The organism is Capsulimonas sp., assembly GCF_039929585.1.
Taxonomy (GTDB): domain Bacteria; phylum Armatimonadota; class Armatimonadia; order Armatimonadales; family Capsulimonadaceae; genus Capsulimonas.
Genome location: NZ_JBDSQY010000323.1, coordinates 1 through 21,589 on the forward strand (window position 1 = coordinate 1; position 21,589 = coordinate 21,589).

20 protein-coding genes and 1 pseudogene are annotated in these 21,589 nt (G+C 57.7%); 10 read left to right on the forward strand and 11 right to left on the reverse strand.

The features are described from left to right. Nucleotides 1–267 precede the first annotated feature (267 nt). Both ABIZ35_RS24745 and ABIZ35_RS24750 read left to right on the forward strand, forming a co-directional pair. A complete protein-coding gene (locus ABIZ35_RS24745; protein WP_348222605.1) occupies nucleotides 268–696 on the forward strand; it encodes a hypothetical protein in 429 nt (142 codons plus the stop codon). A 115-nt stretch (nucleotides 697–811) separates the two neighbouring features. After that, nucleotides 812–1,396 carry a hypothetical protein gene (locus ABIZ35_RS24750; protein ID WP_348222606.1) on the forward strand — a complete coding sequence of 195 codons (585 nt, stop codon included), beginning with the start codon at nucleotides 812–814 and terminating at the stop codon, nucleotides 1,394–1,396. 54 nt (nucleotides 1,397–1,450) lie between these two features. Here ABIZ35_RS24750 and ABIZ35_RS24755 read toward each other — a convergent pair whose 3' ends face one another. After that, on the reverse strand, nucleotides 1,451–1,828 hold the full coding sequence (locus tag ABIZ35_RS24755) for a helix-turn-helix domain-containing protein (protein WP_348222607.1): 378 nt from the start codon (nucleotides 1,826–1,828) through the stop codon (nucleotides 1,451–1,453). Nucleotides 1,829–1,942: 114 nt separating this feature from the next. Here ABIZ35_RS24755 and ABIZ35_RS24760 point away from each other — a divergent pair, with 114 nt between their 5' ends. The 6 genes from ABIZ35_RS24760 to ABIZ35_RS24785 all read left to right on the forward strand — a co-directional run bounded on the left by ABIZ35_RS24760 (nucleotide 1,943) and on the right by ABIZ35_RS24785 (nucleotide 7,412). Further along, nucleotides 1,943–2,824 carry an MBL fold metallo-hydrolase gene (locus ABIZ35_RS24760; protein ID WP_348222608.1) on the forward strand — a complete coding sequence of 294 codons (882 nt, stop codon included), beginning with the start codon at nucleotides 1,943–1,945 and terminating at the stop codon, nucleotides 2,822–2,824. A 14-nt stretch (nucleotides 2,825–2,838) separates the two neighbouring features. After that, entirely contained in the window at nucleotides 2,839–3,846 is a 1,008-nt protein-coding gene (locus tag ABIZ35_RS24765) for an alpha/beta fold hydrolase (RefSeq protein ID WP_348222609.1), read from the forward strand. Between the two features lie 138 nt (nucleotides 3,847–3,984). Continuing rightward, on the forward strand, nucleotides 3,985–4,254 hold the full coding sequence (locus tag ABIZ35_RS24770; protein ID WP_348222610.1) for a hypothetical protein: 270 nt from the start codon (nucleotides 3,985–3,987) through the stop codon (nucleotides 4,252–4,254). Then, nucleotides 4,230–4,559: a type II toxin-antitoxin system RelE/ParE family toxin gene (locus ABIZ35_RS24775; RefSeq protein ID WP_348222611.1), complete on the forward strand. Its 330-nt coding sequence runs from the start codon at nucleotides 4,230–4,232 to the stop codon at nucleotides 4,557–4,559. The genes ABIZ35_RS24770 and ABIZ35_RS24775 overlap by 25 nt, the downstream gene beginning before the upstream one ends. Nucleotides 4,560–5,051: 492 nt before the next feature. Next, on the forward strand, nucleotides 5,052–6,554 hold the full coding sequence (gene trpE / locus ABIZ35_RS24780; RefSeq protein ID WP_348222612.1) for an anthranilate synthase component I: 1,503 nt from the start codon (nucleotides 5,052–5,054) through the stop codon (nucleotides 6,552–6,554). Nucleotides 6,555–6,890: 336 nt separating this feature from the next. After that, a complete protein-coding gene (locus ABIZ35_RS24785) occupies nucleotides 6,891–7,412 on the forward strand; it encodes a DinB family protein (RefSeq protein ID WP_348222613.1) in 522 nt (173 codons plus the stop codon). A gap of 192 nt (nucleotides 7,413–7,604) precedes the next feature. Here ABIZ35_RS24785 and speB read toward each other — a convergent pair whose 3' ends face one another. From speB to ABIZ35_RS24800, 3 genes are read right to left on the reverse strand one after another with little or no spacing between them, the layout of a single operon-like run. Continuing rightward, nucleotides 7,605–8,501 carry an agmatinase gene (gene speB / locus ABIZ35_RS24790; RefSeq protein ID WP_348222614.1) on the reverse strand — a complete coding sequence of 299 codons (897 nt, stop codon included), beginning with the start codon at nucleotides 8,499–8,501 and terminating at the stop codon, nucleotides 7,605–7,607. Nucleotides 8,502–8,506: 5 nt separating this feature from the next. After that, complete coding sequence (locus ABIZ35_RS24795; RefSeq protein ID WP_348222615.1) at nucleotides 8,507–8,938, reverse strand: S-adenosylmethionine decarboxylase; 432 nt, start codon at nucleotides 8,936–8,938, stop codon at nucleotides 8,507–8,509. Between the two features lie 53 nt (nucleotides 8,939–8,991). After that, nucleotides 8,992–9,957 (reverse strand): deoxyhypusine synthase family protein, encoded by a 966-nt coding sequence (locus tag ABIZ35_RS24800; RefSeq protein ID WP_348222616.1) that lies wholly within the window; start codon nucleotides 9,955–9,957, stop codon nucleotides 8,992–8,994. A 311-nt stretch (nucleotides 9,958–10,268) separates the two neighbouring features. Between ABIZ35_RS24800 and ABIZ35_RS24805 the strand changes: the two genes are divergently transcribed. After that, nucleotides 10,269–11,867 (forward strand): DHA2 family efflux MFS transporter permease subunit, encoded by a 1,599-nt coding sequence (locus ABIZ35_RS24805; protein ID WP_348222617.1) that lies wholly within the window; start codon nucleotides 10,269–10,271, stop codon nucleotides 11,865–11,867. Between the two features lie 31 nt (nucleotides 11,868–11,898). Here ABIZ35_RS24805 and ABIZ35_RS24810 read toward each other — a convergent pair whose 3' ends face one another. The 5 genes from ABIZ35_RS24810 to galA form a co-directional block, all read right to left on the reverse strand. Continuing rightward, nucleotides 11,899–12,087, reverse strand: a complete 189-nt coding sequence (locus tag ABIZ35_RS24810) for a hypothetical protein (RefSeq protein WP_348222618.1) — start codon at nucleotides 12,085–12,087, stop codon at nucleotides 11,899–11,901. Between the two features lie 88 nt (nucleotides 12,088–12,175). Further along, the gene (locus ABIZ35_RS24815; protein ID WP_348222619.1) at nucleotides 12,176–12,973 is read right to left on the reverse strand and encodes a prepilin-type N-terminal cleavage/methylation domain-containing protein; all 798 of its coding nucleotides are present in this window, start codon (nucleotides 12,971–12,973) and stop codon (nucleotides 12,176–12,178) included. 75 nt (nucleotides 12,974–13,048) lie between these two features. Next, nucleotides 13,049–14,254, reverse strand: coding sequence for a GntR family transcriptional regulator (locus ABIZ35_RS24820; protein ID WP_348222620.1), 1,206 nt, complete (start codon nucleotides 14,252–14,254; stop codon nucleotides 13,049–13,051). 115 nt (nucleotides 14,255–14,369) lie between these two features. Next, nucleotides 14,370–15,812, reverse strand: a complete 1,443-nt coding sequence (locus tag ABIZ35_RS24825; protein ID WP_348222621.1) for a DUF4375 domain-containing protein — start codon at nucleotides 15,810–15,812, stop codon at nucleotides 14,370–14,372. A gap of 144 nt (nucleotides 15,813–15,956) precedes the next feature. Continuing rightward, a complete protein-coding gene (gene galA / locus ABIZ35_RS24830) occupies nucleotides 15,957–18,803 on the reverse strand; it encodes a beta-galactosidase GalA (protein WP_348222622.1) in 2,847 nt (948 codons plus the stop codon). 163 nt (nucleotides 18,804–18,966) lie between these two features. On the opposite strand from galA, the gene ABIZ35_RS24835 reads away from it, so the two are divergent. Further along, nucleotides 18,967–19,812 (forward strand): helix-turn-helix domain-containing protein, encoded by an 846-nt coding sequence (locus tag ABIZ35_RS24835; protein ID WP_348222623.1) that lies wholly within the window; start codon nucleotides 18,967–18,969, stop codon nucleotides 19,810–19,812. Between the two features lie 81 nt (nucleotides 19,813–19,893). Here ABIZ35_RS24835 and ABIZ35_RS24840 read toward each other — a convergent pair whose 3' ends face one another. Both ABIZ35_RS24840 and ABIZ35_RS24845 read right to left on the reverse strand, forming a co-directional pair. Next, nucleotides 19,894–20,730 carry a DUF1559 domain-containing protein gene (locus ABIZ35_RS24840; RefSeq protein WP_348222624.1) on the reverse strand — a complete coding sequence of 279 codons (837 nt, stop codon included), beginning with the start codon at nucleotides 20,728–20,730 and terminating at the stop codon, nucleotides 19,894–19,896. Nucleotides 20,731–21,196: 466 nt separating this feature from the next. After that, nucleotides 21,197–21,589: pseudogene (locus ABIZ35_RS24845) on the reverse strand (hypothetical protein); the annotation flags it as partial.

Here is a 21,589-nt window from a genome sequence, read left to right on the forward strand (position 1 = left end):
ATAACTTGGCGGAACCTGCACGGTATGGGGCGTCAGAGGAACCTGCGCGCGCGCGGACGGCGCCAGAGCCGTCATCAGTCCCAGCACGGCAATGCTCGAAGCGGCGCTCCATCGTTGGATCGGCATAGTCACTTCCTTCCAGACCACGTGAGAAAGACACCGGTATAGCATGCAATTCTCGAAATATATTCCCGCTTCCAATGTGTGCGAACCATATGGGATCATTATTCCGTTTTCAAATTCAAAGTTATCGGAGGTCAACGGGAAATGAAAACAAAACAGATCATCGTGGGCTGTGTCGCTCTTATGCTTGTCTTTGCCGTAAGCTGGGCATTTCTGTGGTCCATGCAATTGTCGCACAACGTTCAGCAAGTTTCGAGCATCCCACCCAGCAACCCCAATCAAATTCGAGCCGCTCTCAAGGTCAATCCCAACGATCCCGTGGCGCTCCGCAGCATGGCGGCTTATTTGATGTTTCAGCATAACTATCCAGGAGCAATTCAATACCAGCGCCAGTCGTTACAGAATGACCCGACGAACCGATATACAAAAATCGACCTGGCCTCTTATCTCGTTCACGAGCATAAGGATTCCGAGGCGTTGCCCCTTCTGACTGAGCTGGCGAAGCAAAATGACGACATCGGCCAAAACGCCTCAAGCTACCTCGCGAAGATCAAGGCAAGGCAGCAAAAGTGAAGCATAGGAGAAGCTGCTTTCACCTTGACGGATTTCCAAGGCCATGGTACAATCATTTGCGTATACGAATACCTAAAGTAATTATTCGCTGTCGTTCGCAAGGAGAAGCATCGCAATGAAGTGGAGTGTTGTGTCGTCCGCAGTTGGCCTGTCTCTGCTCGCCGGAGGCGCGGCAATGGCGGCCGACGCCGCGCCGCACGCCAAGCTGCCCTTAGTGATCTACTCCGAGGCTGGAGGAACCCTGCCCTATACTCCGTCCGGGTACATGGGCAATACGGGCGCGATCCAGATGGACGATGCGTGCAAGACCGATCCACACGCAGGCAAGACCTGTCTGAAAGCCAGCTACACGGCCAAAGACAACTGGGGCGGGGTTGTGTGGCAGAACCCCGAGAACAATTGGGGCGACAAGCAGGGCGGCTTGAATCTGACCGGCGCGAAAACTCTCAGCTTCTGGGCGCGCGGCGCCAAAGGCGGCGAGGTCGTCACTTTCCTCTTCGGCCTGATCGGCAAGGACAAGAAGAGTCCGGACAGCGGCTCCGGCAAGCTGGACAAAGTGACGCTCACGAAAACGTGGAAACAATACACGGTGGATCTCAAGGGCGTGAATCTCTCCCACATCGTCACGGGCTTCGCCTGGACGCTCAGCGCATCCGGGTCATCCGTAACGTTCTATCTTGACGACGTAAAATACAAATAACCCAGTATGACAAAGCGGCGTGCGGAACAAGCGCGCCGCTTTTGCGCCCCATCATCAGCTGTCAAACACCGATCGCGGCGTGCAGGGCGTGAAGGAACCGTCCATCTCCATCTCATGCTGCCGTCCCCACTCAATCATCGCCTCCACCACGGGACGCAGACTCATGCCAAGCGGCGTCAGCGAATACTCGACCTTCGGGGGGACCTGCGCGTAGACTTCCCGATGGATCAATCCATTTGCCTCCATCTGACGCAGTTCCTGGGTCAGCATTTTCGGCGTGACATTGCTGGAGATCACGCCGTTAATCGTGCGCTGAAGCTCTGAAAATCGCACGGTTCCGCCAAACAACTGCTCCAAAATAAAGATCTTCCAGCGCCCGCCCACGGCGGCCAGTGTTCGTTCCGCAGGGCATCCGGTCAGCATTGTCTTCATAAAATACACTCCAATAGTATCTTTTTGCATAGTATATCACATTAAAGTGCATTCTTCACAAGAGCACTATTATCAGCCATAACGATATCAAATGCGAGATACGAAAGGAAATGAATGATGGAGAGCATTTACAAAATCGGCGATATCACCGTGACGCGCGTGCAGGAGTTGGCGCTAAACGCCTTTACGCCCGAGGTTCTTTATCCCGAATGGGATCCCGAGGTCGCGGCGCGGCGCCCCGGCTGGCAAACACCGGGCGCGATGGACGCCGCCGGAGAGCATATGGCGCAGAGCATCCACACCTGGGTCGTCAAGACGCCGAACCACACGATCTTGATCGACACCGCAACGGGCAACGACAAGGACCGCCCGGCAGCGCCCGTTCTCGATCATCTGCACGAACCCTATCTGGAACGGCTCGCCGCAGCGGGCGTCACCCCCGAATCCGTTGACTATGTGCTGCTCACGCACATCCACGTAGACCACGTCGGCTGGAACACCCGCCTTGTCGATGGCCGCTGGGTCCCGACCTTTCCCAACGCCAAGTTTGTGTTCTCCAAAATTGAAAACGACTATTTCGCCGGCCCGCCGCAAGACACTCGCCATTACGCCTCTCAGATCGGCTGCTATCAAGACAGCGTCGTTCCGATCATTGAATCGGGACAGGCGATCATGATCGAGTCGGGAGACACTATTGAGGGCCTGACGTTTCTCCCATCCCCCGGACACAGCCTCGACCATATGTCCATTCGCCTCACATCACGCGGCGAGGAGGCGCTGTTCAGCGGCGACTTGATGCACCATCCCGTTCAGGTCTACCAACCGCAATGGAACTCCGTGTTCTGCATGATCCAGGATCAGGCGCGGGCGTCGCGCCTCTGGGCGCTGGAGTACGCCGCCGACCGCCACATCCCATTCTTCAGCTCGCACTTCGCCGATACGTCCGTGGGGCTGGTCACCCGCTCAAGCGATGGCTTTGATTGGCGCTATATTTAAGCAAGGAGTGAACGATGACGAACACAGCAACGCAGCGATGCGCACACAAGATCGCAATTGAAGCAAAAGAATTTCTCATTCCCAGCGATACGCCGGGGATCGAACTGCGCATTCGAAACAAGCGTCTGGCCGCCACGGAGCCATTCGGCGCAGACCGAACCCTGCTTCTCATCCACGGCGCCACCTTCCCTTCGGAAAGCCTGTTTGACGTTCCCCTCGGCGGCGTCTCCTTTATGGACGACCTGGCAAAACACGGCTATGATGTCTACGCCCTCGACGTACGCGGCTACGGCGGCTCGACGCGCCCCGCCGAAATGGATCAGCCCGCCGGCCAAAACGCGCCCATCGTCCGCACGGAGACCGCCGTTCGGCACCTGGGTTCCGCCGTCAATTACCTTCTCAAGAATCTCAATCTTGCAACGCTCAACCTACTCGGCATGTCCTGGGGCGGCACCGTCGCCGGCGCGTACACCTCCCAGAACAACGACAAAATCGCCAAGCTGATCTTAGTCGCCCCGCAGTGGCTTAGCGCCACACCCGCCCCCATCGACAAAGGCGGCGCGCTCGGCGCATATCGTGTCATCCCTGTCCCGGAAATGAAAGAGCGCTGGCTCAGCGCCGCGCCCGAACACAAGCGCGCCGATCTTCTCCCGGAAGGCTGGTTCGATCAATGGGCGTCGGCGACCATCGCCACCGATCCCCGCAGCGACGCACAAGGCACGCAGACCATCCGCGCCCCCAGCGGCGCCGTGCAGGATATCCGCGAGTATTGGACCGCCGGCAAGCCGTTCTACGATCCCGGCGAGATCACATCCCCCACCCTGCTCGTCCACGCGGAATGGGACATCGACGCGCCTCTTGACCTAACGCTTGAATTCTTCAAGTCGCTCACCGGGGCGCGATTTAAGCAATGGGTGGAAATCGGCGAAGGAACGCATATGGTCCTGCTGGAGAAGAACCGGGGCCAGGCGTTCTCGGCCATTCGGAGCTTTCTGGATGAGGAGAATGCAACCGCTAAATAATTATTTTGGTGGCAGCCATACCGCGTGCTGCCGCCCATCTCACAAATAGCGCTTATCGTGCTTTCAGGTATACTATGCCGTATCCAGACACACGTGACGATGTTCTCGCAAACTCAGCACAAGCCAAGGAACGCAGCTATGCACCAAGTGACCATTAAAATTCCAGAAAGCACCTACAATGCAGCGCGACAAGCGGCGGAAAGCCGCGGATATCTCAGCGTTGAGGAATATGTCAGCGATTGGCTTGAAAACACGGCGTCAATGGAAATGAGCATGACGCTGGATCTTGCGAACGCATTGGAAGAGGGATTTGCCGATAGCCGTGCGAATCGCGTCCTGTCCCTGGATGAACATAACGCCCGCCATGCGGAACAGCGCGACCAGTGGATACGATCGCATCAAGCGTGAAACTCGAATTTACAGAGAAGGCGGACGCCGATCTCGCAGAAATCTGGGCCGGCAACGCCGAACGCTACGGCCTCGAACACGCAGACAAATATCGCAGTTTCTTGATTCAGGAAATTCAGCATCTTACCCAAAATCCTCAATGGGGGAAGCTTGTCGAGGACTTTCCTCGTTTGCGCTGCTTGGTAATCAAGCGACGCGCGAGCGGGCATGGGCACCGCGCATACTACGAGAGTTTTGACGATACTATTCGCGTCGTTCGTGTTCTCCATACCGCCATGAACGCCCCTGACCATATCGAGAATTAAGACCATCAGCGGGATATTGTCGGCAAAGCATTGACACTCCGCTCAGCAATTTGTTATACTGAACCCATGATGCACGGCGGTCAGCAGCGCAGCGCGAATTGGTGGTGGCGGTCCCACAATACCGGGAAACGTCCAACGCCTTCGCACGCCGCATAGACCACTACGCAAATTGTGAAATGAGAAGGGGCCGGGACGTTTCCACGAATGGAAATCTCCCGGCCCCTTTTCTTGTGATAAGGACAATTCTCGACGACGTAAGCCAAAACTCCCCGGGTATAAAACCCGGGTCTTGGGAGCGCTTCGCGCTAACCGTCCGTGCCGGACGGAAGAACTTGTAATCGATTGGCGGCATTTGCGTCCGGAACGGACGCTTAGTCGCGAAGCGGCTCCCAAGACCCGGGTTTTATACCCGGGGTCTCGTTTACGCCATAGAGAAATCGCGCCTTATTTGAGACGGCATATCTCTCTCGACGGAAGGCTCTCAGGTATACTATGGCGACAATGCTGTATCCAACACGTGACGAATTTATTGAAAAGTCTCAGCGCGGCAACCTGATCCCGGTCTGGCGCGAAGTGCTGGCGGACCTGGAAACTCCCGTTTCGGCGTTTCGCAAAATCGCCGGCGACCGGCCCAACAGCTTTCTGCTCGAAAGCGTGGCCGGCGGCGAACACCTGGCCCGTTACTCGTTTCTCGGCAGCGATCCCTTTCTGATCTTCCGAAGCAAGGGCAACACGGCGACCGTGACCGAGGGCGATCGTGTGGAGACGATCACTTTGAAGGTCGGCGAGCGCGATCCGCTGCACGTTCTGAAGAGTCTGCTCAGCCGCTACACCTACGTGCCGACGCCCGAACTGCCGCGCTTTGTCGGTGGCGCGGTCGGGATGATCGCCTATGATACGGTGCGCTTCTTCGAAAAGCTGCCGGAGCTGGCGACGGACGACCTTGGCCTGGATGACACGATCTTCTTGTTCACCGACGCTCTTTTAGTCTTCGACCATGTGAAGCACAAGATGCTCGCGCTCTGCAACGCGCGTGTCGAAAGCGGCGCCGATCCTGGCGCGCAGTACGATGCCGCCGTGGCCAAAATCGAGGCGCTGCTGGAGCGCCTGAAGGGTCCAACGCCCCTGCCCGCTCCGCCGCGTCCCGAGGAGTGTACGGAGTTCGTTCCGAACCGCACCAAAGAAAACTACATTGAGGCGGTTCTGAAAGCCAAGGAATATATCGCCGCCGGCGACACCTTCCAGGCGCAAATCGGCCAGCGGATGTCGAAGAAGCTCGCGGCGCATCCGTTCGATGTTTATCGCGCCCTGCGCTCCATTAACCCCTCGCCGTATATGTTCTATCTGGACTTCGGCGACACCAAGCTTGTCGGCGCATCCCCCGAGGTGCTGGTTTCCGAGATCAATCGGCAAGTGACCATCCGCCCCATCGCCGGCTCGCGCCACGGGCGCGGCGCGACGCCCGCCGAGGACGACGCCATCGCCGCAGACCTGCTGGCCGACGAGAAAGAGCGCGCCGAGCACATCATGCTGGTGGACCTGGGCCGCAACGACATCGGCCGCGTCGCCAAATACGGCACCGTCACGGTGGATGAACTGATGGTGATCGAGAAGTACTCCCACGTCATGCACATCGTCTCCGAAGTGACGGGCACGCTGCGCGACGACCTGGACCAATTCGACGTTCTGCGCGCCTCCTTCCCCGCCGGCACGCTCACAGGAGCGCCCAAAGTCCGCACGATGGAGATCATCGAGGAATTAGAACCCACCCGTCGCGGCCACTACGGCGGCGGCATCGGCTACTTCTCCTACAGCGGCGACATGGACACCGCCATCACCATCCGCACCGCCCTCGTGAAAGGCGACACCATCTACCTCGCCGCCGCCGGCGGCGTCGTCGCCGACTCCGTCCCCGAGTACGAGTATCGGGAGACATTGGCGAAGATGCGCGCGCTCACGCGCGCCGTCGAGTGGGCGGAGTCGGGACTGGAATAAGATCGGCCAAATCAAAGAAACAGAATCGCCGCCGGATTGCTCCGGCGGCTTTTTTGTTGGGCCTTGGTGTCCGGCAGTTAATGTAATTTGCGGAATTAATGGCGCAGTCTGAGCAAGAGCCTGGCGAATGAATTCACGGCTAAAAGTACAGTCACCCGCCTTCGCGGGTTCAGATTTATGCAGCAGGCATAGTTGATGTGCCGTAAGCTCCGAAATCCACGCAGGTGGATGACTGTGCTTATAGGCGCGAATTCATTCGCTGGCTCCTTTGTGTCAAACAAAAAGCAAGTCAACGCGGTATGCTTATCGGAACACATCTATTCAAGAGGCTTCCTTATGACCATTCTCGACCGCCTGCTCGGACACGATGCCTGGACGACACGCCAATTACTGTTCCGCTGCCGCGAACTTACCGATGCGCAGCTGGACCAAATCTTCGACATCGGCGACCGAAGCCTGCGCGACACGTTTGTCCATATGATCGAATGCGCAGAAATCCACATGGACCGAATGATGGGACGACCCGACCGAGTCTTAGCGGAGACATATGGGATCGATGGGTGGCTGAGGCGCCACTCACTCGTCTCGAAAGAGCTTGCGGAACTGGCGACGCGCGTGGAGCGCGAAGGGCGCGCGGATGAAATGTGGGTCGGCGGCAGCGGCGGTAAGCGTTCGCTAGGCGGCGGCATAACGCATTTGATCACGCACAGCATGCACCATCGCGCCCAGGCGCTTTATCTGATGGAGAAATTAGGGCTGAAAAACGTGATTGAAGGCGATGCGCTGGGATGGGAATCCGTCGCGCGAGGATGGGGATGGGAAGACGGCGGCAGTTCTGGACTGACGGTGGCGGACTGATCTCGGTCGGCCAGCGGTTAAAACCGCGCCTGCAAGAGCGCAGAAACCCACCTGCGTGGGTTACATAATCGATCACGAAATCGTATTATAAAACGCGAATTGTAGGCGTTAATGGCAAGGATGATGTAGTCCACGCAGGTGGACTTCTGCGCTCTCGCAGGCGCGGTTTTAACCGCCGGCGCCTCTTGCCGCCTATTCTTTCCCTAAAACCGCCGTCAATACTTTATAGACTAACTTCGCCGCCGTGAAATCGGGGGCGTGGAGGCCGGGGATGGGGGCGAGTTCGACGACGTCGAAGCCGATGACCGTGCTTTCGCGGGCGACGGTTTGGACGATCTCCAGGACGTCGTACCAGAGCAGGCCGCCGGGTTCGGGGGTGCCGGTCGCGGGAATGACGCTGGGGTCGAAGGCGTCGAGGTCAATGGTGAGGAAGACTTGTTTGCCTTTGATCTTTTCGATAAGGGCGGTGAGGTAGGATTTATCATGGCGCATTGCGGAGGCGAGATGCGCGGTGACTTTATCGGGGTTCTCTTTGAGGAAGTCGGCTTCGGTGCGATCCAGAGAGCGGATGCCGAATTGGATGACTTCGCCGCCGAGTTCTAAGATGCGCCGGGCGGCGCAGGCGTGGCTGAACGGAGTTTCGTGGTACTCGTCGCGCAGGTCCGCGTGGGCGTCGAGCTGCACGGTCACGAATTCGCCGAAGTGGGTGTGGAGGCCGCGCGCCACTCCGACGCTGACGGTGTGCTCGCCGCCGAGAACGCAGACCAGTTTTTCGCGGCAGGGCAGGTCGGCGATGGCGGCGGCGATGGATTTGACGGCGTCTTCAGCCGAGCGCAGATCCGGCGCAAGAGCGGGAAGCGTATGTACGCCCCACTCCAGCGCCGGCTCGGCGTCCAGCTCTACGTCGTAAAGCTCAATCTGGGCGGACGCTTCTAGGATGGCCCGGGGGCCGTCCTTGGCGCCGCCTTTGTAGCTTGTTGTGGCGTCGTATGGGATCGGGAGGATCAGAGCCCGGCTGGTCTCGTAGGCGCTGTCTTCCGGGGCGAGGCCCAGGAAGTTGAATGGCGGAAGAAACGAATAGCCGGGCATGCGTCCTAGCTCCCGCTCCGAGTCAGCACCCAGGAGGCGAGCTCTTTCTCGACGTTCGGTCCCCAGTGAATGCCGCGGTCGGTGAGACTTTGCTCGACGATCGCGAATTCGCCAAAGCGCTCTGTCAGCAGCGTGGTGATGGCGGCGATGGGAAATGTCTTACAGGAGAACACGTCGAGGAATGCTTCCCCGAGTTCTGGATAAGTGTGGATCGCGCAGTGGGACTCGTAAAGAATCGCCACGCTGGACCAGCCGCGGCGTTCCGGGTCCCCGGTCTCCTCAGCCGTGAGGGGGCCTGCCAGGATGCGCATGCCGATCCGGTCGATAAGGTCGACGAGCAGATCCGAGACCCCGTGGGGGCCTTGAAGAGCATGCCGTCGTTCGATGTTTGCAATTCGGAGTGTTAAGTGGGCGCCATAAGTTGTGTGATTTTTCATTCTTCGAATAAAAATTTTCCTGTGTGACCGGCTAGTTTCCTAGAACGTCGTGCTTAGTTGCCTAGCACGTAGTTGAAGATAAGCGGAGCGACAATGGTCGCATCCGATTCAATGATAAAGCTGGGGGTCGACGAATCGAGTTTTCCCCAGGTGATCTTCTCGTTCGGCACAGCCCCGCTGTACGAACCATACGAGGTTGTGCTGTCGCTGATCTGGGCAAAGTAGCCCCAGAGCCGGCACTCTTCCTGGAGGTCCTGGGCGATCAGCGGAACGACGCAGATCGGGAAGTCTCCGGCAATGCCGCCGCCGACTTGGAAAAAGCCGAGCGACGAGTTGGCGGTGATCTCCTTATACCAATGAACCAGAAAGCCCATCAGCTCAACGCCGGTTTTGACGACGCCGTATCGGCTGATATCACCGCTGATCACATGGCTCGTGAAGATATTGGCCAGTGTCGAGTCCTCCCAGCCGGGAACAAAAATCGGCAGATTTTTCTCCCGCGCGGCCAGCAGCCAGGAATCCTTGGGATCGATCTCGTACGATCCTTCCAGAACCCCGCTGCCGAGCAGCTGGTACATGAACTCATAAGGGAAATAACTTTCACCCGCCTGGTCGGCTTTTTTCCAAAGCTCCAGAACGTGGTCTTCAATACGCCGAATCGCCTGATCCTCAGGGATGCACGTGTCCGTCACACGGTTCATGCCCCGGTCGCGCAGCGCGACTTCGTCCTCGGCGGTCAGCGCCCGGTATCCCGGGATTCGCTCGTAATGCGTGTGCGCCACCAGGTTGAAGACATCTTCTTCCAGGTTCGCGCCGGTGCAGCAGATGCCGTGCACCTTGTCTTGCCGAATCAACTCAGCGACAGAAATTCCCAGCTCCGCCGTGCTCATCGCGCCGGCCAGCGTCAGGAACATCTTCCCGCCGTTTTCTAAATGCTCATTCCACGCTTTCGCGGCGTCTACACAGACTGCGGAATTGAAGTGCCGGTAATTCCGGTCCATAAACTCGCGTATTGTCAAGGCTCTCCCCAAGGTCGTTATTCGCAAGAAGTTATCTACGAAAATGCGATCCCAATTTGTTCCCGTTCAGTATACCATTGTATTTCGCCGTATGCACGTCCGCAGCGCTCTGCGAGGCGAAAATCTTCAATAACCCACTCTTTCTACCATGATTTTACTCAAAACTGTGAAAGAATCGCTCGTTCATACATTTCGCAGACCATTAAAATATTTTCTTAACTGTTGAAATATTTCCCAGATTGTCTAAATGCGACGCAACGTGATACAATATGATGCCTGTTTTTTTACGTTAAGAACGGAGAGATGCAAAAATGGCGACCCAGGTCGCGGCGGGAAATCCGCCGGGCGAACTCATCGCGGCGCGCTGGCTGATTTTGCTGGGATTGATCATGGCGTCGATGATGGAGGTGCTTGACACAACCATTGTGAATGTCTCGCTTCCGACGATGGCGGGAAATTTGGGGGCGACGGTGCAGGATATTGCGTGGGTCTCCACGGGCTACATCCTGTCTAATGTCGTCGTGCTCCCGATGACGGCGTTCTTGACGGCGCGCTTCGGACGCAAGCGATATCTGACCTTTTCGATCTTCCTGTTTATTATCTCATCGTTCTTCTGCGGCACATCGCGGGGACTGATTGAGATCGTTTTTTGGCGTATCCTCCAGGGCGCGGGCGGCGCGGCGCTGCTCTCCACGGCGCAGGCGACCTTGCGGCAGATCTTTCCCAAGGAAGAACAGGGGATGGTCCAGGCGATCTTCTTGATGGGTATCATCGTGGCGCCGACAATCGGACCGACGATGGGCGGATGGATCACGGACAACTACACGTGGAGCTGGTGCTTCTTCATCAACATCCCGATCGGCCTAGCGTCGGTGGCGCTCGTAACAACGTTTCTTCATGACCCACCCACGCCTCTCAGCAAGGCGAAGATCGATTGGCTGGGCATCGGACTCCTCGCCGTGGGCCTCGGCACGATGCAGTATGTGCTGGAGGAAGGTCAAAAGAACGACTGGTTCAACGATCCCTGGATTCTGCGTCTCGCCATTGTCTCCGGCCTGTCCCTGGCGTCGATGTTCGCCTGGGAGCTATCGCCGCGCAACGCGACGCCGGTCGTAAATTTCCGCGTGCTGCATAACCGTCAGTTGTCAGCCTGCTTGTTCCTGTTTCTCTCCCTCGGCTTCGGCCTATTTGGCGGCATTTACATCTTTCCGGTCTTTACGCAAGATATCCTGGGATTCACGCCAACTCAGACAGGGCTCGCCCTGTTTCCGGGCGGCCTCGCGACCGCCTTCAGCGCCCTGGTCTGCGGACGCCTCTTAAACGGCAGCAAACCTCTGGTGGACCTTCGCCTACTGCTTTGCCTGGGAGTCATTCTCTTTATGGCGTCGATGTGGGACCTGGGCCATATGACGCCGCAGAGCGGCCAGGAAAGCGCCGCCTTCGCGCTGCTGATTCGCGGCCTGGGGCTGGGTCTGCTGTTCACGCCAATCAACATGGCCGCCTTCAGCAGTCTGAAGCCGCAGGAGATCCAGCAGGCGTCCGGTCTGATCAACCTCTCGCGGCAGCTTGGCGGCTCCTTCGGCATCGCCGTTCTAGCGACTTACATCGGAAACATGACACAGTTTCACCGAATACACTTGCTGCCGCATTACACCAGCGGCAACTCAATCTTCGAATCGCGTCTGCAGGGACTGACGGCGATGCTGCATATCCATGGCTCGTCGCTCTTCGACGCCAAACAGCAGGCACTCGGCATTATGGGACAGACCCTGATGCGCCAGGCGCGCACGCTCGCCTACGACGACGCCTTTATGCTGATCTTAATGTGCTTCGTCGCCACCGCGCCCGCCATTCTCTTGATCCGCAAACCCAAGCCAAGTGCTGGCCCGGCCCAGGGCGGCGGGCATTAACGCCGGCCGAAAGCATATCGCTTGGGGCGCATCAGCGCCCCGCCGCTTCTTTGCCGCGCATCTCTTGCATGTGCGCTCCCATATCGTATTTCTTGTACGCGATTGGGCCCTGCGACGCAGGATCGCTGCTGCGGATGAAAATGGCCACGACCGCAACGACGGCAGCCACCACCGCGATGCAGATCCCCCAAAACGCCTTGGGAGAGAGTTTTCCTGTCATATCAATGTTCTCCCAGCGAACGCAGGGATAGCCCTCAAAGAGAGTCTGAGGGCTCCCTGTATTCCATTAATCGCTTTCACGCCCAGCGTTAGAACGACGAGTCCCACCACCGTCCCCACATTTCCTGGAGCTTATACTCTTTTGTGCCCGGCGCCGCGCTGACATTGGGATCGAAATACTTCGCTTCGCAATCGCCATAAGTTTTATCGCCCCCAATATACTGCGACATATTGATCGCCTTCACATGGCCATCGGCGAATGCGACGGGTAGCGTCCCCCGGTGATAATCCTTGGCGCCTTGATAGACACGGTTGTACTGCCATTGATTGGGGTCTTTGTAATTGGCCGTGTTCGGGCAAGCGGAGCGCTGTCCGTCGATCCAGTGCATCGAGTAGAGATCGCTGCTCGTCGCGGGGTTTTTATCCACCGCATCACCTTGCGCCACGAATGCGGCGCGAGTCGAGGGGCTCTGCAGCTGGTCAGGATTGACCTGATCCGCCGCGTTGCGTGATGCGGACGCATATCCAAACCGATTGATGGCGATGGTCGTACTCCATCCCCATTGGCCGGCAGGATCGATCTGGACGTAGGGTACCGATCTCTGCGCGTCGAAGCAGACGCTGGTCGATTTGAGATAGGGCTGCATCAGCACGCCCCATCCGCTCCACGGATAATCGTAAAGCTGGTAGACCATGCTGTAGCCATCGTTGTCCTGCTGATACTGCAGCGCTCCGATGGACACCTGCCTGAGGTTGGAAATCGTCGTGATGTCCCGGGCTTTGGCGCGCGCCGCCGCAAAGACAGGAAAAAGGATTGCAGCCAGAATCGCGATTATCGCGATAACAACTAGCAGTTCGATCAGAGTGAACGCTTGGTTCCGTTTCATAACACTGCCTTTCCATATTGGATTAAGTCTCGTATGATGAATATGTTTTCAATACAGTCCGATGTCAGTCTGGCTTTAACCATCCCCCTTCGTCAAAAAATCGGCTGGAACAACAAAGTTATCCTTCGCGGTGGACCGTGGAGCGGCGGACGAACTTCGGATGATCAGCGTCGCCGGCAAGAAAATATGTCTGTTCGCCCGTGGCGCCGGAGCGCTTTGACGGCTCAGCACAAGCTCCGCCGCGCGCCGGCCAATTTCCAGGAAAGGCTGGCGAACCGTCGTCAAGATGCCCGCGCGAGGCCCGTAGGATTCGATGTCATCGAACCCGACGATGCTCAGATCTTCGGGCGTCCTTATCCCCATCTTCTCCGCTTCGTGAATGAGCTCGAACGCCACAAAGTCGTGCACCGCGAAGATCGCGGTGGGCGGCTTTTCCATCTTCGAAAAATACTCCAGCGCGGGCCGCGCCGGGGAGCAGGCGGACATCACCAGCTCCGGCGCATAGCGGATACCATTCGCTTCGAGCGCGGATCGGTAACCGGCCAGTCGCTCTTCCACGGAAGTCACCCGCTCGCTGGCGAGCACATAACCGATCCGGCGGTGGCCCAGTTCGATCAGATGCTCAACCGCCGCTTTTGCGGCGGACCGATTGTCCGTACCCACGAAATCGCAATCAATGTCGTCCGAATAGCGATCGATCATCACCAGTGGGATTCCCTGCTGCTGGATGCGGGCAATCACGGGCGTCGTTTCCTTACCCGCACTGTGGAATAAGATCACGCCGGCGGCGCCGTCCCGCTCCACCTGTTCGAGATATTTTCGCTCCCACGACGGATCGGTCGCATCGTCATTTCGCTGCTTGTAAGCTTCATCGGTATCGTAAATGACAAGCTGGTAGGGCGCTTCCGTCTCGCGAAGAGCCGTATTGATCCCATGCAGGATGTTATGCCCGCAAACCAGCCCCGGACCGTTGGACATGATGGCCACAATCGTCTGTGATTTAGGCCCGGGCGAGCCTTGATTGCCCATGGCGCCGATCTGATCGCTCACGCGCGGCCGATGCCCGGGGCCTTGCTGAGTAAGAACGCCTTCCTCGCGCAAATGCTTGAAGGCCGCCTGAATAACCGGCCGGCTGACTTTCATTTCCACGGCGAGATCTCGCTCCGCCGGCAGCCATTCTCCCGGCGCATACTGCCCAGCTTCGATCCGCTCACGCAGGTTCTGGCTTACTTCCAGATAAGCGGGAAGACGTCGTTTTGAGAGATCAGAAGCAATAACCATAATATATCCAAACTACCAATAACAGTTTACCACGCGAGTCATTATGAGTCAATAGCCTATTTTGGATATATAATGGCTATATTTCTATTTGACGTAGCATCACCGCTGAAGCCATTTACCGATCAAAAGGCCGATCGACAATGAACTCATTGCGATGCTCGGCTAAATACTTCCGGAGATATGTGTTCAGATCCGGGTTCGTCGCGTAGTATTGCTTGTCGAGCGCGTCAAATTCGCCCTCCATCGCCCTGGCTGAGTATTCCTGCGCCGACCGGATTGGTTTGCGAGTTTGGCCACGCCACGCCGCAAGAGCCGCTGTGAGGGTCGCCAGATGATCCTGCGCCCCCAGAGTTTCCAGCGCACGAATTGTCGCTTCGGCGGCGTCCACGCCACGGTTCTCAAAATATTGCATATGGCCTCCGTTCATGACTTCCCCCTCGTACTTCAGCACATCGCCCGCAATACGCTGAGCGTCGGTTTGCCGTTCACGTGGAAGCGTGTAACCGAGATCGACCATGGCGTTCCAGTCGTCTGCGGCGTCACCGTCTGGCCCCTGTCCAAACGTAACCCGCCGTGTTACCGTTTCTCCCTCTTCCGTCGTCACGCACCAATTCAAATGGTCGTCAAATTTCACTGGCGCTTGAGGCGCTGAGATGGGAGTTTGCCGACTTAGCTCCGGCTTGAGGCGCTCCACGCGGGCGAAGCCGCGCAGCATCTCGATGCCCGAAATACCTGCGAGCGCAGCGGCGGTTTCGATCAAGAGCACCCACTGCCACGACACGCCGTGTGCGCCGTGCAGCCATACGCCCAGCGCGACGGCTCCTCCTGAGATGACAATACACGCGAGTTGCAATGCGTAATCCAGCGGAGTCGGCTGGCTGCGAACGCGCGCGCCCACTTCCGTCAGCGCTCCGTCAAGCCATTGCCGCGCTTCGGGATCTTTGACGCGGACGTAGGACCCAGTGACCCCATCCATGCCCGGCGCGCAAAACCCATAAAACTCGCCGCTCTGTACGACAGAGCCGATTGTTTCCCAGGGCAGAAAGAGCGAGCTTCCCAGGCGCAGGCCGTCGCTCAAGCGGCTCAGAGTTCCGCGCGTCAAACGAATGCATGCGACGCAGAGAGCAGCGGCGAACAGCGCGGCGGCGGTCAGCAGTGCGCTTCCCAAAGTCATGTGCGCTAACGTCATGGCGACTGGATTTTGCGCCAGCTGCTCGGCAAGCAGGATCACGCCGGTAATTGCGGGCGTCAGATAAAGAAGAATGCTCCACCAATTGCGCGTGGCGAGTTCCGAAGGCGGGTTTTGACAGAGAATCATTTCGCCGTCGACAGTCGTCTGCGGCAGGCGAACCAGGGCGAACGCCCATAAAATAGGAGCGGCTAAAAATAGCGCCTGGGTCAGCAAATGGCCGACGGGCTTCTGTGGATTGATTTGGAAGTTGTGGCGATAGGCCTGGTAGCAAAAGAGCGCCAGGCCCACGCTGGAAATTCGCAGAAGCCAGGAAAAGAAGGGCGATCGGGGCGGTATCGGCAGCGGACGAAATTTATGGTCGCTCAATCAGCGCCTCCAGGGATTCAGGTGTCTCACCAATGTTCGTGATTGCGGACGCAAAATCCTATCTCGCCGGCACGATATTGCCAAACGAAAACGCCCGGCTGCTATTCGCAGCCGGGCGTTTTCTTTTCTGAAATCTCCGCGCGTTTACTTCGCCTGCAGATCGAGCGTCGCGGGCTTCAGCCCCGGGGCGGTCGCCGTGAGCTTGATCACGCCCTTCGCGTCGCCCGAGCCGACGAGTACGATGGCCATCCCTTGGAATGCACGGCGGTTGGGGGCTTGATCCGGATCATGGTCGCTTGGATCGCCGTTGCCGACGCCAGTGATGTGGCCGGCGCCGATGGTCTCAAAGGAGATTCGGTTGTCCGCCATAGGAACGACACGGCCTTTGTCGTCTACTACACGGACTTCGACTACGGTCAGATCCTCGCCGTCTGGCGAAATCTGGGTGCGGTCCGTTGTCAGCTGTAGAGATGCGGGCGCACCCGTCGTTTCCACTTTGTCCGTGGAAACCGTTTTGCCGGAGGCGTCATAGCTGCGCGCTTCGAGCGTTCCCGGCGCATAGTTCACATCCCATTCGACATGTTCGAGATGAGGCATGGGCTTTTTGCCGAGGCTCTGGCCGTTCAGGAACAGTTCGACGCTGTCGGCGTTGCTGAAGGCCCAGACTTTGACGGTCTGTCCTTCCTTGCCGGGCCAGTTCCAGTGAGGCAGCAAATGGGTGACGGGCTTCGATCCCCACACCGATTGATAGTACCAGTAGCTATCCTTAGGGAAGCCGGCCATGTCCACCACGCCGAAGTTTGAGTTGACGTCCGGCCAGCCGAAGGGGGTCGGCTCGCCCTTGTAATCGAAGCCAGTCCAGACAAATCCGCCAGCGACAAACGGACGCTCACCGATGGATTTCCAGGCGTTCTCAGCCGTTTGCGCCCAGGTCGGCGCATTGACGCCGTAAGCTGTCACATAGCCTTTGTCGGGGATCCCGATGAACGATCCCGAGTCGTTCTTGAAAGGCTCTCCAGTGTAGACGCCGCGCGTGGCGACCTGACTGGAGGTCTCGCTCCCGTACAGAGGCATCGTAGGGTGCGCTTTATGGAAGGCGTCGTAATCGAACGGATGGTAATTGATCCCCTGCAAATCTTCCACGGAAGTGATGCCGTCGGGCGAATTATAGCCGCTGTCCATGGCGCACGACACAAGACGCGTGGTGTCTAACTTCAAGACCGCCGCCTTCATCGCCGCAAAAATCTTGGCGCCGTGCTCCGTTCCCTCGACATTGAACTCTTCATTGCTCATAGACCAGAGGATGACGCTCGGGTGATTGCGATCGCGGCGCACCATCGTCTGTACTTCGGAAAGGTCTTCATAAGGCGTCGTCTGGTTCGCCTTACCATCTTCGGTATCGCCGAAGTGACGGTTCTCGTCCATCACCAGCATGCCCATTTTATCGCAAGCGTCCAGAACGGCGGTATTCGGTGGGTTGTGCGACGTACGCCAGGCGTTCGCGCCCATCCCCTGCATCTTCTTGACGCGCCAATATTGCAGCGTGTCGGGAATGGCGACGCCGACGCCGGCGAAGTCTTGATGGTTGCAGACACCCTGAATTTTGACCGGCTTTTCGTTGAGGAAGAAGCCCTTCTCGGCGTCCCATCGAATGGACCGCACTCCGAAGCTCGTATCCTCGGTATCGATCACTTTGCCGCCCTGCATGATTTCCGTGTGCAGACGGTAAAGCTGTGGCTTTTCAATAGACCAGAGACGCGCGGACGGCAGCGACGCCGTCTGCGTGACATCTGTCCCAGCAGCGCCCGCCGGGAGCGCCAGCGGCGACTGGGTCTGCGCGGTGATTTTTCCGTCCGGCCCGTAGATTTTGGAAACGACCACGGCGTCGGACGCGGCCCCGTCGTTCGCCACGGTCGTGGTGATTGTCAGGGTCGCCGAAGGCTTGCCCAGAGCGTCTTTCACCTGAGAGGCGACAAACGTTCCCCACGGAGCGACATGCGCGGGCGCGGCTTTGTTGAGCCAGACATGACGGTAGATCCCCGCGCCTTCATACCACCAGCCTTCAGACGCCGTCGGATCGACATGCACGGACAGCACGTTCTTGCCGCCGTAAACGGCGTCCTTTGAGATATCGAAGCGGAACGGCGTATAGCCGCAGGCGTGACCGCCCAGGCGATGGCCATTGAGATAAACTTCCGAATTGCGATATACGCCGTCGAAGTCGATCCAGAGGCTCTTCCCCTGGTCCGCCGCCGGGAGCGTGAAGGTCTTGCGGTACCATGCCGGCACGGGGATCAGCGAGCCGTGGCTGGCGTCGCCCTGAGGCGTGAATGTCCCTTCGATGCAGTAATCGTGCGGCAGGTGGACCTTGCGCCAGTTGAAGTCCCGGAATTCGGTCTGCGCCGGAGTGACCGCGGGAACCGGGCCTGCGACGGGAACGCGTCCCACAGAGACATCACGCACCAGTCCGCCGGCGGCCTGCCCGTTCTCCACCCGGACCGTCACCACGTTACGCCCGTTCGCGTTCCAAACATCGTCCAGCGGAACATCGAACTGCTGGTTCCAGCCTTCGTGATGCAGCAGCTTCTTTCCGTTGACATAAACATCGGCCTTATCGTCCACGGCCCCAAAGCGGATGACGCGTCCCGGGCCGGCGACATCCGGAAGCACGGCGTTCAGCCATACATAGCCCGGCTTGCCGCCGAATAGGTCCTGCCCCACGGCGGCGTCCGCCCAACTCGCGCCGCTCGTATCGACATCGACCGCCGGCGGATCACCCGCCGCCGCAACCGTCGCCTGCCAGCGCCATCCGCCGACAGTCGCCGCCCCGGACAGTGTGGGGGACGTCCCCGGCTCCAGCAAAAAACGCCAATCGGCGTCGAACAAGATCCGCTCGCGTGGATTTGGATCGGCTCCGTAGCCGATCGTGGAAAGAAGCGGAACGGCCGCCGCGACGATGAGGACGGCCCTCATCAGTTGTGATTTTGGCATAGGTATTCCTGTGACGTTATATTGGCGTCATTATAGTTGATTATGGTAACGGCGTCGATACAAAATCGCGCAGAAAAGTTATAATATTTTACAATTGTCTCTGCACCTCTTTGAAGTTGGGGCGCTTAAGGTTTAATTAAATTGCAGAGGGACGCCATTTACGATGAAACGAGAACATATCGCTCAGGCTTGGCTGGAGAATGACGGCCCCATTTACGTGGGACACGGGCGTGTCCGCCACGGCTACCGGCTGATACGCGAATCCGGCACCGATGACTGGCAGATTCTGGCGACCACGGCGGGACAGGGGATATTTCACGGCGTCGATCATGACTTGTACGCCACCGTCGGCTCGGTCGTCTTGATTCCGCCTGGTATTAAACACGATTACGGAACCGAAGAAACATCCTGGGACTACACCTGGATCCACTTCCAGCCGCAAAAAGAGTGGGTGGAACTCATGCAGTGGCCGAAGCATAACGATGGATTGATGGAGATCAGGATTACGGACGCCGTTCAATGGGAAAACATCGTTTCGGCAATGCAGCATGTCGCCCAATATTCGAAGGAATTATTCCATCGCAAGCAGCAATTTATGTCGAACGCTCTGGAGCTTGTCTTGCTCCAATGCGATCTCGGGAATCCATTGTCACAGCATCGCACGATCGACCCCCGCATTCTGGCGGCGATGGATTTTATGCGCGAGAACTTCGAGCAGGACATTTCGCTGGCGAGCGTCGCGGCACGAAGCTGCATGTCGGTGTCAAACTTGTCGCATCTTTTCCGTAAGTATGCCGGGATCGGTCCGATGAAGTACCTCGACATCCAGCGTTTAGAGTACGCCCGCGCGATGCTCGAAAACACGGACGAGCCTATCAGTAGAATCGCCAGCGAAGCAGGCTTTGAACTCTGCTACTTTTCTCTCCACTTCAAAAAATATACGATGTTCAGCCCGCGTGCGTACCGCTCGCGCTTTCGCGCCGCCAAATTAGAGAAAACGTCCAAGTAAACGGGTCGGGCGAAAAAAGTCCCTCCCCCAAAACTGAGGGAGGGACCGTCCAGAAGGCCACGCAAATCGAGCGCTCGAAATTTAGATAGGACTGAATGTGGCGGCGATGGAGGCATTGCCGTTCGCGGAGTCGCTCGAAACGGACGTTCCGGCGGCGCGCCAGTTCTGTGAGCAGGCGGGGTTGCCGGCGGGCGTCGACGATCCGGACCGCGTGTTGCAGTCCACCGCCTGGGCGGTATAGCCCGTGGAAACATTGCCGGGCTTGAACCACTTCACATGCCCGTCACAGAGCAGGAAGTTGGAAGCGTCCGTGTGACGGCCGGTGCTACTCCGGATATGAGAGTTCCACGGCTTTGCCTGCGTACCCAGCAAATAACCGGTATCCCATTGACCGCTGCCGTCGTAGTTATCAATACCAATCGCATCGGGCGAAGAATTATCGGAGCTCGGCACGTTCGTAAAATTGATGTTATTCGCGCCATTCACCTCACACAGTAACACGGTGTTGGTGGGAGCGGTCAGTCCGGCGAGGCTGCTGAACCCTTGATCCGGGGTAAGGTTCTTGTTGATACAGTACGATACGACGCTTGTAGTGGCGGAGCTGGGCGATGAGCTGTCATCAGGGCACTTGTAGAGACCGGCGCTCTTCACGTAAGGGAAAATTTGACCGGCCCAGCCTTGCCCCCAGGTGGCGTTATTTGAACCCTGCGGATATCTCTCGTCGTTGTCCTGCGAGTACTGCATAAATCCGAGGCCAAGCTGACGCTCGTTGGAGGCGCAGCTGATCTGGCGGGCCTTTTCGCGGGCTTTGGCGAAGACAGGGAAAAGAATGGCGGCAAGAATCGCGATAATGGCGATGACTACGAGCAATTCGATAAGCGTGAAGCCAATCAGGCTCCGTCGATGATTGGTAAACATGAATTTCTCCTAAAGATAATTGAAGCGTTTCACCCAGGGTGAATAATATCCGTCACAGATTCGCCTTAAAGGTCGTATTGAGTAAAAAATGGTGACGCCTGATTGGGATATTGACGTCATTATATAGTATGATCGAAACAATGTCGATAGAAAATCGCGCAGAAAAGTTATAATATTTCGCAATTCCATGATGGCGCTGATGAAGACGATCCTGCAAGATTTTACGAAAAATGCAAATATAGTCCATATACTAACTGATGTTACGCACACTGCGCCCGGCGACTGAAGTCGCGGCTAGCAGTGCACGATGTGCCCCTCCGGGCACTCCAGTAAGAACGTCTTCGAATGCGTTTCTGGGGTCTCCGAAGGGCGACATCGTGCACTGCTAGCCCGGGTAACCGCTTGCGGGTGTTTAATCGCCAGGCAGTCTCTGCGTAACATCAAATACTAAGTGCGAATCGTCCGTCTAAAACGGACTCATCGTCATCTGCGCTTTGGTCGTTCCGCTGATCACCATCGAATCGGTTCCGGCCGATTCATGGGTATTCTGCGGCGCGGTGGTGCTGTAGGCCTGCCAGCCGCCCGAAACTTGAGTTGGCTTCAAGTATTTGACATGGCCGTCCGCCGCCACGTAATTCGCTCCATCGGTATGCGTGGCCGGAGTGTTAGGCTGCGAGGGGCCAACCGGCTGGCCGCCCATCGGTCCGGTGACGTACGTGGCGCCGTTGCCGCCCCACCAGCCTCTGCTGAACTCGCCATCGGCGGTACAGGACATCCATTTGGTGATCGGCGCCGTGGTGTAATTCGCCGTGCCTTCATCGACTTGATTGACGACGACGTTCGACCCGACGGTTTCCAG